The sequence below is a fragment of the uncultured Gilvimarinus sp. genome (assembly GCF_963972205.1).
In the GTDB taxonomy this organism is placed as follows: domain Bacteria; phylum Pseudomonadota; class Gammaproteobacteria; order Pseudomonadales; family Cellvibrionaceae; genus Gilvimarinus; species Gilvimarinus japonicus.
Genome location: NZ_CAXAUC010000003.1, coordinates 263,445 through 276,090 on the forward strand (window position 1 = coordinate 263,445; position 12,646 = coordinate 276,090).

Annotated in this window: 15 protein-coding genes; all 15 read left to right on the forward strand. The window is 52.3% G+C overall.

The window, feature by feature from the left end:
• The first annotated feature begins 20 nt into the window (after positions 1-20).
• The 15 genes from traD to AACY82_RS08160 are packed head-to-tail and all read left to right on the forward strand — an operon-like array spanning position 21 to position 12,622.
• Complete coding sequence (gene traD / locus AACY82_RS08090; RefSeq protein WP_339616351.1) at positions 21-2,081, forward strand: type IV conjugative transfer system coupling protein TraD; 2,061 nt, start codon at positions 21-23, stop codon at positions 2,079-2,081.
• A complete protein-coding gene (locus AACY82_RS08095; protein ID WP_339616281.1) occupies positions 2,078-2,758 on the forward strand; it encodes a TIGR03747 family integrating conjugative element membrane protein in 681 nt (226 codons plus the stop codon). Before traD ends, AACY82_RS08095 begins: the two co-directional genes overlap by 4 nt.
• A gap of 8 nt (positions 2,759-2,766) precedes the next feature.
• On the forward strand, positions 2,767-3,528 hold the full coding sequence (locus AACY82_RS08100) for a hypothetical protein (RefSeq protein ID WP_339616282.1): 762 nt from the start codon (positions 2,767-2,769) through the stop codon (positions 3,526-3,528).
• Positions 3,525-4,250 carry a TIGR03759 family integrating conjugative element protein gene (locus tag AACY82_RS08105; protein ID WP_339616284.1) on the forward strand — a complete coding sequence of 242 codons (726 nt, stop codon included), beginning with the start codon at positions 3,525-3,527 and terminating at the stop codon, positions 4,248-4,250. The genes AACY82_RS08100 and AACY82_RS08105 overlap by 4 nt, the downstream gene beginning before the upstream one ends.
• Positions 4,247-4,777: a transglycosylase SLT domain-containing protein gene (locus tag AACY82_RS08110; RefSeq protein WP_339616285.1), complete on the forward strand. Its 531-nt coding sequence runs from the start codon at positions 4,247-4,249 to the stop codon at positions 4,775-4,777. Before AACY82_RS08105 ends, AACY82_RS08110 begins: the two co-directional genes overlap by 4 nt.
• Complete coding sequence (locus AACY82_RS08115) at positions 4,774-5,259, forward strand: integrating conjugative element protein (protein WP_339616286.1); 486 nt, start codon at positions 4,774-4,776, stop codon at positions 5,257-5,259. The genes AACY82_RS08110 and AACY82_RS08115 overlap by 4 nt, the downstream gene beginning before the upstream one ends.
• Positions 5,256-5,612: an RAQPRD family integrative conjugative element protein gene (locus AACY82_RS08120; protein ID WP_339616287.1), complete on the forward strand. Its 357-nt coding sequence runs from the start codon at positions 5,256-5,258 to the stop codon at positions 5,610-5,612. The genes AACY82_RS08115 and AACY82_RS08120 overlap by 4 nt, the downstream gene beginning before the upstream one ends.
• Before the next feature lie 5 nt (positions 5,613-5,617).
• On the forward strand, positions 5,618-5,848 hold the full coding sequence (locus AACY82_RS08125; protein WP_339616288.1) for a hypothetical protein: 231 nt from the start codon (positions 5,618-5,620) through the stop codon (positions 5,846-5,848).
• A gap of 10 nt (positions 5,849-5,858) precedes the next feature.
• Entirely contained in the window at positions 5,859-6,245 is a 387-nt protein-coding gene (locus AACY82_RS08130) for a hypothetical protein (RefSeq protein WP_339616289.1), read from the forward strand.
• Between the two features lie 9 nt (positions 6,246-6,254).
• Entirely contained in the window at positions 6,255-6,623 is a 369-nt protein-coding gene (locus tag AACY82_RS08135) for a DUF3487 family protein (protein ID WP_339616290.1), read from the forward strand.
• Positions 6,620-7,234 (forward strand): TIGR03746 family integrating conjugative element protein, encoded by a 615-nt coding sequence (locus AACY82_RS08140; RefSeq protein ID WP_339616291.1) that lies wholly within the window; start codon positions 6,620-6,622, stop codon positions 7,232-7,234. The genes AACY82_RS08135 and AACY82_RS08140 overlap by 4 nt, the downstream gene beginning before the upstream one ends.
• Complete coding sequence (locus AACY82_RS08145; RefSeq protein WP_339616292.1) at positions 7,231-8,016, forward strand: TIGR03749 family integrating conjugative element protein; 786 nt, start codon at positions 7,231-7,233, stop codon at positions 8,014-8,016. The genes AACY82_RS08140 and AACY82_RS08145 overlap by 4 nt, the downstream gene beginning before the upstream one ends.
• The gene (locus AACY82_RS08150) at positions 8,006-9,418 is read left to right on the forward strand and encodes a TIGR03752 family integrating conjugative element protein (protein WP_339616293.1); all 1,413 of its coding nucleotides are present in this window, start codon (positions 8,006-8,008) and stop codon (positions 9,416-9,418) included. The genes AACY82_RS08145 and AACY82_RS08150 overlap by 11 nt, the downstream gene beginning before the upstream one ends.
• Before the next feature lie 7 nt (positions 9,419-9,425).
• Positions 9,426-9,800, forward strand: coding sequence for a TIGR03751 family conjugal transfer lipoprotein (locus AACY82_RS08155; RefSeq protein ID WP_339616294.1), 375 nt, complete (start codon positions 9,426-9,428; stop codon positions 9,798-9,800).
• A complete protein-coding gene (locus tag AACY82_RS08160) occupies positions 9,797-12,622 on the forward strand; it encodes a conjugative transfer ATPase (protein ID WP_339616295.1) in 2,826 nt (941 codons plus the stop codon). Before AACY82_RS08155 ends, AACY82_RS08160 begins: the two co-directional genes overlap by 4 nt.
• Positions 12,623-12,646: the final 24 nt, after the last annotated feature.

Consider the following 12,646-nt stretch of genomic DNA (forward strand, 5'->3'; position numbering starts at 1 on the left):
GCCATCCCATTGAATCGCTGATGCGACCACCCGTCGAACTGTCCTCCAGTCTCGCGTACGCCAGTGGTGCGTCTCTCGCTGTCATGAGTCCCGGTATGTTGTTGACCATACCGTCGGTGGCGTATTCGCTAGCGGCTTTTTGTGGCTATCGATTTTGTATACGCACAGCGTCCGCGATTAAATTATTGAAGTACCAACACGGTTTAACCGTATTGCCTTGGTGGGAAATCAGCAGCACTGAAATTCCGTGCAGCAAAAGAGATTTATTTCTCGGAAAAGGTTTCGAGTGGGAAGCGATACACACTCAGCGCCATCATGACTGTAAACAACCCGAACATCGCCATATCGTAAAACGCTATTCAACGCGTTCGTATAAACGTGCTCGTAATATTGAGGCAGCGTTCAAACGCTCGCCGTTGACGTCGAGCCTTGCGAATCTTATTGGCAGTACCAGCTGGCTCAATCCTTGGTCACCCGTTAACTTAGACCTTGGTGGCGACACCACAACACACGGTGTGGGTCTTTGGGAAGGTGAATACGACATCACTGAACCGCAAAGCGAGCGTGTCGCCCATAAATTTGTCGTGGGTACCACTCGCGTAGGTAAGACTCGACTCTGTGAAGTGCTGGTCACACAAGACATACACAACGACGACGTTGTGATTGTCTTTGATCCTAAGGGCGACGCTGAGCTGTTAATTCGGATGTGGGCCGAATCGGTTAAAGCGGGCCGCGAACACCAATTCTATATGTTCCACCTCGGTTACCCAGACGTGTCATGCCGCTATAACCCGGTAGGTTCATTTGGCCGTATCACAGAACCTGCTAGTCGGATAGCCAGTCAATTACCCGGTGAAGGCAACAGCGCCGCGTTCCGTGAGTTCGCATGGCGCTACGTCAATGTGATCAGCCGTGCCGGCACTGAGTTAGGAAAACGACTCTCTTACGAGTTCTACCTTAAGTTCGGGGCCGATATCGATCCGCTTTTGTATGAATACCTGCAAGCAGTTTTCAAGAAAAATGAAACCGAATTTCCGAAATGGAAAAAAGACATTGAGCGCGTCGAGGACTCCGATCGTAAGCCTGACCGCAGCATGTCAGCCCGCGATCGTAAGGCGTGGGCAGCTGTGGTCGTCTACAAAGAATACGGTCTCTACGATGAAGTCGCTCACGCGCTCATCAAAACATTTGAGTACGAAAAATCTTTCTACGACAAACTTGTGGCCTCGCTCTTTCCGCTACTGGAAAAGCTTTGCGCCGGCAAAACCGGTCAACTGCTTTCACCCGATTATCTCGATCTGGAAGACAAGCGTCCGATCATTGATTGGAAATCCATTATCCGCCAGGGCGGTATTGTTCATATAGGCCTCGATGCGCTGAGTGATGCAGAAGTCGCGAGCGCGGTAGGCAGCTCGATGTTTGCCGATCTGACCTCGACCGCCGGCTCAATCTATAAGTTTGGATCGGATCAAGGTCTCCTGAAAGTCGATGGTAAGGCGGGTAAGAAACGTAAGGTTTGCCTGCACTTGGATGAATTTAACGAATTGGTGGGTAAAGAGTTTGTGCCGATGGCTAACAAAGCCGGTGGAGCGGGCTTCCAGCTCACCGCTTATACGCAAACGATGAGCGACATTATCGTGCGCTTTGGTGATACCGCTAAAGCCGCGCAGGTGATTGGTAACTTGGGCTCAATCATTATGCTGCGCGTGAAAGAGCTCGCCACAGCCGAACTGCTGACCGAGCAATTGCCTGATGTGGATGTACATACGCTAGGTTTGCGTAGCGGCGCGACCGACAGTCCAGCCTCTGAAGAGGTGGATTTTGTTTCATCCACACAGCAGCACATTGGCACTCAGCGAGTCCCGTTGCTGCACCCTGGTGATGTGACACGCTTACCGAAAGGCCAAGCCTTTGCCCTGGTTGGCAGTCGTCTTTACAAGATTCGCCTTCCCATGCTCAATGACGAAAAGTCATTGCCGTCGGATCTCTCATTCGTCACCAATGAGATGCGCAAGCAATACGCAGCCAAAAATTCGGAAGGCTGGCATAAGATGCCGGCACGTTGGGCGGAGATGGCATGACCCGCACACAGCGTATTAACCATAAGGATACCGAACGCGAGACGATGCTGGGCTGCACCTTGTCTCAGATCGCCTCTTTGCTGTCGTGGTTCCTGTTCGCCATCTTTATTTCAATCCTCATTGAGTGGATTGGAATGCTCGCGGGTTGGTGGGATAAAACCCACGCGAGGCACATGCTCACTGAGGAAATTGGTTACCTCTCACACATCGATCAAAACCAATTACTGAGACTTCATCCGGCCCAGCTGTCCGGTCAAGCCATTACTTGGGTGAATGAAGCTTATAGCTTCATCGGTATACCGAAGGCGCTTTCGATTTTGTCGCAGTACATGGGTTGGCTGGCCATCGCCCTCAGTAGTGCGATCGACATTACCTACACATTGGTCATTCGTCTTGCCGTGGTTCTGCTCGCGCTACCGGCATTTATTCTCTGGGGTTTACTTGGGCTCGTTGACGGATTGGTTGCGCGGGATATCCGTAAAGCCTGCGGCGGTGTGGAGTCGTCATTCGTGTACCACCGTGTCAAAGGCTGGATGAAGCCGGCGATTGCTCTGAGTTCAGGGCTGTATCTAACGCTTCCATTCTCAATCAATCCGGCGCTGTTTTTTATCGTGCCTCAGCTGCTGTTTTTCACGTTCGTTTACTACACCGCGTCAACGTTTAAGAAGTTTATTTAGGGGATTGTATGCAAACCACACAAGACACCAGCTTGCCCAATATAGCGCAAGACGACGAAGCACGAGAGCCAATCTCGACGCCTCGCTCCACGATGCCTGCATGGTTCAAAGTGGGACTGATCATTTTTCTTTTGTTGGTGCTCGCGGCTTTCGTTGGTGTGGTGTACTTTTTCCCAAGTTCTGACAACAGCGACAAGGTGTCTGATGAACCTCAGCTTCCCGCTGAGCGAGTCTCACTGCCCGAGCCGCCAATCACGATTCAGCCCACTAATACCGATAACATCAATTCAGACTTAGTCTCACCGCTGCTGCGAGTGGAATCATCCGATGATCTCTACTCTGAATCGGTTGTGCTGGAAACCAATAGCACCGTCCAGCAAAAGCTGGAGGACGATATCGCGTCCGTCAAAGACTCGGTCGAGCTGATGCAAGGTGCATTGATGGAGCTTAAGACGCAACTGTCCGATATGCGTGAAGTTGACAATAACAATGCCTCTGATATTAATCATCTGCGCCGTTCATTCCTTGATTTTAAAGAGGATCACAAAGCATCGACGCCAATCAAAGATCCGGAGCTTCCTTTTTCTGTCATCGCCATTAAACAAATGGGTACGCTCGTTCAGGTATCGGTGACACGTGACGATCAGCGTCGTGACTTAGGCCTAAACGGTCGTTGGATGGACTGGAAATTAACCGGTGTTGATCTGACAGGCCGTCGTGTTCAGTTCACCCATAAAGACCAAATTACACGCCTGACGGTGTCTATATGATCACTCGTGTCGTCACCGCACTTGTGCTTTGTTGGGCCGTTGGTCTCTCTCAAGCGGCAGAGACCGAGGTCAGTAACGCTCAGCGTACCGACAGCCTCACAGGTCAAACACAGCCTTTGAAACCTTGGTTGCTTTGGGGGCTGACTGAATCCGAGTGGGCTGAGTACAAGAAAATTATGCAAGGGCCTCGCGGCACCTGGACGCCAAGTATTAGCCCGGTGTCGGTACTGGGACTCAATGCAGCCTCAGAGCTGGAGCGTACGCGGTACGCAAAGATCGCGGCGCGTCAGGACTGGCAACGACTCATGAATGAGCGAGCGTGGCACCTGGCGTACAAGTCAGCCAAAGAAGACTACTTTGGCCAACAGATCTCCATGATCGATGTTGAGTCAGCCTCCATCGAGCACATCGATTCCGAAACAAAATTAGTGATGTTCACAGACGACAGTTGCATCCAGGTTTGTCAGAAGACCTTAGAGCAAGTGATTCAAAGCAAAGCCCGCCTTGATGTCTATTTCATCGGCAAGATCGAGCGGGCCGACATTATCAAATGGGCTTCGACGCATTCTGTTCCACCGGAATTGGTGAATGATACCGGTCTCATCACCCTCAATATTGATCGCGGTCTTTTTAAGGCCATGTCCCCCAATAACGCTAATCTGCCTCAGGTTTACCTACGTGATCCCCGGATGGATGGTGAGCTTATGGAGGTCACGTTTTGAGAACCGTACTGTCATGGTTGCTGATCATCCTCAGCGTACCCGCAGTGGCTAGCTCAAAGGCTGTCCCAGATCCGTATTTGTTAGCAGCCAAACACGCCAATGTTCCAGCGGAACTCTTGTATGCCATCTGCCTCCAGGAGAGCGGTTACAGCCATTCAGGCTCCTATCATCCCTGGCCATGGACACTGAATCTCGGTGGCCGTGGTGTCTACTTCGCGGATACTCAACAGACGGCCAGCGCACTGTCTGAGTTTCTGTCCCAAGATCGTTGTGATGTAGATATCGGCCTGTGTCAGATCCACTGGTGTGCTCATTCCCATGTGATCAATGATCCATACCTCATCATTAACCCCTACGCCAATATTCAGTATGCGGCAGCTTTACTGCGTTCTGAGTTCGAGCGCTCGGGCAGCTGGACGACAGCGGCCGGTCGCTACCATTCTCCCAATAATCCTCGACTAGCAGCCTCTTATCGTAAACAGGTTCTATCTAAATGGCAGCCTCTGATCGCGGGAGGTGCCCGGTGAAATCGATCGCACTTTTCGTGGTGACTATCTACAGCGCCATTGCAGTGGCTCAAACGCCCGAGACTATTGCCGACTTTGGTGGCGAGACCTTCCTAGAGGCGCCGAACGTCTCGCTAACGCGTCCACGACCAGATGCCTATGTTCACGAGCAATTTCCCGTTCATACACCAAGTATGACACCGGGCAAGATTCGTGGCGGTGAACTATCGCTACCACACGAAACCGCCAAACTGCATCCGGCGTTTTTCGTGATGGGCTACGACAAGTATTCCGTTCACTGGGTAAACGCGAACAAACAGCAACTGCTGGAGGCCTCCGCCAAAGGCTTTGTCGTGAATGTCGAGTCAGCGGTGCAGCTGGATCAGCTGCGCGCAATCTTAAAACCTTTACCGCTAATCGCCGCACCTGGCTCCAGCTTTATGGAGCTTTGGGATGTCACGCACTATCCGTTTTTCGTCAATCAGGGAGTTATCACTCAATGAAGTATTTGGTCATAACGCTGCTTCTCATAGCATCGGCATCCGCTACGGCTGGCGCTGATCATGTGACGGATCAAGAGCGTTTAGCGTTGGAAAAAGTGTTGGTGTATTTGAAGGACGCACAGGGTCTGGTTTCAAAAGCTAACTCAGTCAGTGCGATCGATACTCGATTTCCGTTGAATTACCACGCGCTGAATACTGACATTAGTGAGATCCGCGACGCATTAGAGCGCCACTTACAAGCACCATCGAGATCGCCTCGAAAAGTCAAAAACTTACAGAGCGAGTATTTGCCCCGCGAGTCTACCTCTGGTGAAGCGGATCAAGAAAAAATCATCGGTGTGTTCGTTGAGTAGTCGCCATGCTGGATAGATTTCAGACCATATCAGGCTTAGAGCCCGTCTATTTCTACATGACCTTTGCCGTCATCTTTGGGGGGTTGCTCGCGCTTTTAATCTGGATGGCCTTGGTGGCGGGCTGGCAACGTCGTCAAAAAGGCGAGATGGAAGAAGGCGATGTGCTGAACCTACTCATTCGATTGTTTGTATTGTTTTCCTTTTTTATCTGGCTAATAACGCCACGTATTACTTGAGGGTATAACCATGTTTCCAACTAATTTTTCAATATCAAAGGTTCAGTCAATCCTGATCTTCGGTTGCCTGCTAATTGTCACTGCATTGCTGTGGCCCTCAATCGCTTCAGCACAACCTGAATTACCAGGTCTCGAAATGGACGGGGTCGATACCGACGGCGGCAACCCCCTTGACATACTTCTGAGTATATTCAAATACGTTGCGGCCTTCATTCTTTGGCTTGCCATCGCCTATTTGGGTGTCAAGGTGTTGCTTGAAGCCTTGAAAGACATTCGAGACGCCAAAGACGGCGACACTAAATGGATCTCGGCGGGTAAGTCTATTGCCGGGGGTGTGATGTTCTTTCTGGTCGCGCTATCGATTGCGATCTGGATAAGCAGTCAGTTTTTTAGTTAAGGGGCGATCGTGGAGCACTCAGAGTTTCAATTAGCCGATGACCTCACAAACGAACCAGTGGTGTTCATGGGCTGCACCGGTAGCGAGATTTCCGTAGTCGCTATGGTGTGTGCCGTGGTTTCACTGCTCACAGCATTGATCGCTTTTATCGTGCTTTTCAGTGTGTCATCGAGCTTAGCCATTCTAGCGGCGGCAGTGATCGTCATGGGCGGCACCATTGCACTATCTGTCTATGCGCTTCGCAAGTTAATGACCAACAAAGAAGAGCGCGGTGACAACTACTACAAAGAGGTCCTGCAGTTGATGCTCAGCGAATGTGGTGTGGGCCACCGAATTTTTAATCAAACCCTCAGCTTTCAAAGAGGACGCAGTTTATGAGCCGTATCCGAAATGCATTGACGGCGCGAGAGCGATTGAACTGGTACTTGGCCATCGGCCTTGTATTTCTCGGTTTGCTGCTCGTGCATGCGCATTACCGTCTGGCGAACGTACAGCAGGATTTCCGTATGCACGTACCACCGGATTTAACACAAGGCGCGGTGCTTCGGCCCAATATGCCCGAGCAAGCCAATGTGTACATGTACACACTTTATATCTGGAAACAGATTAATGAATGGCTTGAGAGCGGTCTTGCTGACTACGACAGCAATGTGGATGAGATGAAGTGCTACCTGTCTCCGGACATGTACAAGTGGCTGAAAGACGATGTGAAAAAGCGCCGCACTAACGGTGAGCTGTCACGCACCCGGAGCGTTTCACCGGCGACCTTCTACACCAAAGAGCACGTTAAATCTCTGGGCAACGGCACCTGGTATGTGTGGCTGGACCTGTCACTGGTGGAGCGTGTTGTGGGCGAGGAAGTCAAAAACGTGGTCATGCGTTATCCACTTTATGCCTACCGCGACTCGCGCACTTGTAATGAGTTTGGCGTGTCGGTGGGCGGATTCTTTAACGATCCGGCGCGTATCGGCGTGGGAGGTGAACTGTGATTCGTTCATTGTTGGTTCTCTGTCTCCTGTGTCTATCGACATTCGTGTTGGCCGATACACGATTAGTTTACTCGGGGCATCCGGTCACCATCACGCTACCGGTCGGTAAAGAGGTTCGCGTTGTTTTTCCTGAGCCCGTGAGTATCGATATTCCCTCGGCGCTTTTAGAGAATTTAGAAGCGACTCAAGCGAATCCATCGGTGGCTTACTTTAAGGCGCTGGAGTCAACGTCACCTGGTCGATTGATTGTTCAGAGCGAGGATCAAGAGCGCGTCTACCTGATCGACATGGAAGCCTCTGAAGGGGCGACGCCAGCTGATTACTTGATAGAAAATCCGTCGCTGGTCGAAAAAACCAGCAAGCGGGACCAGGTCACATCGGAGCTCAACAATCCGTATCAGGTTGAGTTGACACGCTTTGCCGCGCAAACGCTCTACGGGCCAGCGCGTATTGCCCCGCACAACAACGCCATCAAGCAAGTGCCCATGCCTGCCGTCGAGGTGACCGATCTGATTCGCAGTCGTGAGGGTGAAACCTTTCACTATCGGCCTGTGGCCGCTTGGCGCGGCTGGGGTCACTACGTTACGGCGGTAGAGGTAATCAATCGATCATCTCTGAAAGTTTCGCTGGATCCGCGCTTGGTTCGAGGCGATTTTGATTCTATTGCTTTTCAGCATACGTGGTTGGGGCCTGTTGGTGCGCTTGAAGATCGCACTACCGTGTATTTGATCAGCGATAACCCACTGCCACAGGCCGTTGGAGGTTTGCACTATGGCCAATAAAGCCCAACCCAACCGCATGCCTTGGATGATCGCGGCCGTGTTGGTGGTTGTCGTCATTGTGGTCGCTATAAACAGCCAGACCAGTAACCCGACTGTGCCGGGCGGCTCAAGGGCGCCCGATGCGCCGGCGACACCGACTGTTACGGACTCGGCTTCAGGCGATACGACTGAGGAGACCTTGCGGACGGTTCAGGCGCAGTACGGTGACCTACGACGCGAGCTCAAGCAACGCGACGATCAGATTTCCAATTTGAAAAAAAGCGTGACGGATCTAGCCGCTGATAAAACCGTTGACGTCGATTCCGCGCTTACTGTGCAACTCTCTAAGCTGGAAGAAAAAGTTAATAGCCTGAAAGTCGGCAACTTCTCCATGAATGATCAGGGGAATGTACTGAAAGATTTTGGTTTCAACAATGGCGGTAAAGCGACCGGCACGGACGACACGATTGATTACAAGATCGATGGCGAGTCGTTTTCCTATGGACGTCAATCACCATCGTTTGAACAAACCTCCGCTGTTGAGGGACGGCCTTCATATCGCCGCTTAAAGCCGCTGAGTACTGGTGCTTCTGTATCTCAACCCGGTCAATTACTCACGGCCGCAGACAGCAATAGCTCATTGCCTGATTTTAATAACCCACTGGACTCGGGCGCACCGGTGTACACGATACCGGCTCGATCAACACTCTTTGATGCGACATCGATGACGGCACTGATCGGCCGCGTCCCTATTGGTGGTCAGGTGCAAGACCCGTTTCCGGTCAAGTTGATCGTGGGTTCCGACAATATGGCGGCCAACGGCCATCGTATTCCTGGTCTCGATGGTGTGATCTTTGACGGTATTGCCCGAGGCGACTGGTCATTGTCGTGTGTCTCGGTTGAGCTGACCGGTGCAACTTATGTCTTTGACGACGGCACCATCAATCACATGCCGCCCGACAAGGTAACCAGCGCTGACTCACTCGGTGCCAGCTTTGGTGAAGGACAGAAGAGCAAAAACATTGGTTACATTTCTGATCGCCAAGGTGTTCCTTGCATCGCTGGAAAGCGCATTACCGATGCCTACAAACAGGCTTCGCTTATGACGATCTTGGGCGCCGCCCAAGGCTATTCGAAGTATCGCGCCGACTCGTTGCGCACCACCGGTGTAGACGGCGGCACGGTTATTTCCAGTGTTACCGGTGATCGTGGTGAATACGGCGAATGGGGTCTCGCGGCTTCTGGTCTCGACAAAACCATCGACATATTCGAAGAGCGGTTTCAAGACACATTCGATGCAATCTATGTAGCACCAGGGCAAGAGGTGGCGATTCACGTGGCTCGCGATCTTCAAATCAATCACAACAAAAACGCTCGGAGGGTGAGCTATGAATCCTTGGATTCTCCGAACAGCTTTAATTAGTGGGTTAATGACCGTGCTATCGGCGTGCTCCACCATACCAGAGCCTGAAGACGACGGGCTTGATATGCGTGAGGTCTACGATCAAAAAGTCGGTGGTGGCGCTATTCAGGGTACCGCTCAAGTGGCCGGTGGCCGAGCGTTGGTAGAGCCAGACCCGGACTACAGCGCGTACACACGCCACGTGCAAAACGAAACCGATAACCTGTTTCCAGCACTGCCGAATCCAACGCTTTATCTCTATGTACGTCCTCGCACTGTGGGCACCGATGGATTGCCTGTGCCTGGCTATACCGTGCCGTTCAAGTTGTGGTCGCGTGATATCTATGGCATGCCCGGAGAGGCGCCCACGGCCAATCACCGCCTCGATGGAGGTGTCCAATGAGTGCCGGCGCGTTCGATATTCTTAAGCAACTCTTTGTCGACGGTTCGCCTTTCGGTAAGAAAACCGCGACCGATGCTGACCTTGAAGGCGGCTACCGCGACAAAGCCAGCATCAGCGATCTACTGCCGTGGTTGGGCATTGTCGGTGATGACAACGCGGTATTGCTGGAAGACGGTTACAGCGTTGCCGGGGTTGTTGAGATCAAGCCAATCAGCACCGAAGCTCGCTCGATGGACTACATGATCTCGCAGCGCGATGCGATTCAGCGGGTTCTGACTCAGAGCTTTCCCGGTACCGATCGCAGCCCTTGGATCTGTCAGGTGTTTGCGTTCCCTGATAAGGCCGAGTTCAAACACTTGCCGGACCGGGTGCGCGACTATGCGCACAGCCGCCAAGCTAAACAAGTCGGTGATGTGCATCCCTACACCGATTGGTTTGTTGATAATGTCTTTCGCCCGCACGTCGAGGACATGAGAGCCCCTGAGGGCTTGTACATCGACTCCTCCAGCGGTAACGAGCTGCCCTGGGGCGGCAACTATCGCCGGGTGTATATGGTGGTCTACCGACGTTTGAGCCGGGGTATCAAGTTGCGCCGCAACATGAACCCGGTGCAAGAGCTGGAAAACACGCTCAAAAAACTGTCGATGAACCTGCAAGTGGCCGGTATCAAATCAAATCGCCTTAACGGTGAGTCTATTCGCAACTGGCTGTTTCGCTGGTTTCGGCCGGCGCCCGCGCAGACTGATGGAGACACCGAGGCTCTACTCGAATCTAACCAATATGTATCGTCCGAAGATGTCGGCAAAGATGAGCTGGCAACGACGTTTGATTATTCACTGGCTGATGACGTGGTCTCGCCCGAGGCTCGGTCAGACAAGAGGACCGGTAACTGGTACTTCGACGGACTGCCGCACACAGTGCTGCAGGTAGAACGTCTGTCACACCGTCCTGAAATTGGGGTGTTGAGCGCAGAGCGCCAAGTCAATGACCACACCATCTGTGTGCTGGACCAGCTTCCCAGTTCCGCCATCCTGAGCATCACGTTTGTGATGCCTACGCGCAGCGCGATCAAGAAGCACCTCGATGTCATGGAAAAACGCTCGAAGGCTCAGACTGAGGAGGCCGCCGCTGCGAGGCGTGCTATTCAGCACGGCCGGGAGCAGATGCAGACAGGCAACACCATTCTGCCGGTGTCGATCGCTATTGCGTTGCGAGCTGACGATGATATTGAGCTGGAACATCAAATGGATGAAGTCACCAGCTGGCTAGGGAACAACAGCATGGAGCTGATCGCCGGTGATGACGATGTGTACCGGCTGGATTCGTACCTTCGGTTCATCCCCATGGGCTATGACCATCGTTTGGATCACATCAAGCGTCGCAACCGGTTTATGTACGCTCAGCATCTGGCCAACATACTGCCTTTCTACGGTCGCGAGACCGGTACTGGGCATCCTGGCTTGTTGTTTTCCAATCGTGGTGGTGAGCCTTTCATGGTGGATCCGTTAAACCTCGAAGATCGAGCCCGTAACGCTCACTTGTTTCTCTACGGTCCCACCGGTGCGGGCAAGTCGGCCACGCTCGTCTATTTGCAAATGCTCATCATGGCCGTATATCGCCCACGGTTCGTCGTCATGGAAGCGGGTAACAGCTTTGGTCTCTTGGCTGAACTGTTTAAGCAACAAGGTCTTAGCACCGTCGATATTACCTTGTCGCCTGGCATGGCGCCTTCGCTCGCACCTTTCCAATCCGCGCTAGAGCTGGTGGACAGCAATGGCAATATCATTAAAGCGGAAGACATTACGGCGATCGAGCTTGAGGAGACTGCTGACGCCGATGTCGACGCTGAAGAAGAGCCTGAAAAGATTGAGCGCGACCTGCTGGGTGAGTTGCTGATTATTGCTCAAATCATGGTGACGGGTTGCATCGAATCGGAAGAGAAACGATTTACAAGGCAGGACGGTGCACTCCTCAAAGAAGCCATTCTGACCTCCGCCGTCGAGTGTCGGAAATCCGGCCGTGAATACTTGCTGACCGAAGATGTTATCCGAGCGCTAGATGCGACCAAAGAGCATCGTCACGAAAAACGCGGCCGCATCGAGGAGATGGTTGACTCAATGAGGCTCTTTACGGATGGCTTCGCCGGTGAGCTGTTTAATCGCAAAGGTGATGAGCTTCCGGATGCTGATTACATTCGCATTGATCTAGGTATTCTCGCTAGCGGCAACGACACGAAAGATAAGTTGTCGGTGGCCTACATCTCCATCATGAACCAAATCATTGCCAGGGCGAAGAGGACCAAGGATGACGGTCGCGACACTATTGCTCTGACCGATGAAGCGCACGTTATCACGACTGAACGCCTGCTGGCGAAATACCTGGTTACCCTGGCAAAGCTATTGGGCCGGCGCGCCGGCGTTTGGCTTTGGATGGCCACGCAGAACATGGAGGATTTTCCCGATGAAGCGGAAAAGATCTTATCCATGTTCGAGTGGTGGTTGGTGTTGTTCGTCAACTCAAAGGAGCTTAAAGAAATCGAGAAATTTAAAACGTTTACGGACGATGAGCGCGGTATGTTGCTCAACACCAAAAAGGTCCAGAAGAAATACACCGAAGGCGTTGTGCTCGGTGACACGATGAAAGGGTTATTCCGCAACGTGCCACCGGCGCCGTGCTTGTTGCTGGCTGGTACCGAGAAAGAGGAAAAGCGCGAACGCCGCTTGGTGATGGATGAGTGTGGTTGCACCGAAGTAGAAGCGGCATTCAAGCTGGCTGACAAGCTTCGCGAAGCACGCCGGCAGTCCGTACTAGAACATCGATAAACAACGATTTGATTGGGGCAGATC

Excerpts from the sequence above, each read along its gene's own strand:
- traD (WP_339616351.1), top strand. The coding sequence starts at position 21 with ATGCGACCACCCGTCGAACTGTCCTCCAGTCTCGCGTACGCCAGTGGT.
- AACY82_RS08095 (WP_339616281.1), top strand. The coding sequence starts at position 2,078 with ATGACCCGCACACAGCGTATTAACCATAAGGATACCGAACGCGAGACG.
- AACY82_RS08100 (WP_339616282.1), top strand. The coding sequence starts at position 2,767 with ATGCAAACCACACAAGACACCAGCTTGCCCAATATAGCGCAAGACGAC.
- AACY82_RS08105 (WP_339616284.1), top strand. The coding sequence starts at position 3,525 with ATGATCACTCGTGTCGTCACCGCACTTGTGCTTTGTTGGGCCGTTGGT.
- AACY82_RS08120 (WP_339616287.1), top strand. The coding sequence starts at position 5,256 with ATGAAGTATTTGGTCATAACGCTGCTTCTCATAGCATCGGCATCCGCT.
- AACY82_RS08125 (WP_339616288.1), top strand. The coding sequence starts at position 5,618 with ATGCTGGATAGATTTCAGACCATATCAGGCTTAGAGCCCGTCTATTTC.
- AACY82_RS08130 (WP_339616289.1), top strand. The coding sequence starts at position 5,859 with ATGTTTCCAACTAATTTTTCAATATCAAAGGTTCAGTCAATCCTGATC.
- AACY82_RS08140 (WP_339616291.1), top strand. The coding sequence starts at position 6,620 with ATGAGCCGTATCCGAAATGCATTGACGGCGCGAGAGCGATTGAACTGG.
- AACY82_RS08150 (WP_339616293.1), top strand. The coding sequence starts at position 8,006 with ATGGCCAATAAAGCCCAACCCAACCGCATGCCTTGGATGATCGCGGCC.
- AACY82_RS08155 (WP_339616294.1), top strand. The coding sequence starts at position 9,426 with ATGACCGTGCTATCGGCGTGCTCCACCATACCAGAGCCTGAAGACGAC.
- AACY82_RS08160 (WP_339616295.1), top strand. The coding sequence starts at position 9,797 with ATGAGTGCCGGCGCGTTCGATATTCTTAAGCAACTCTTTGTCGACGGT.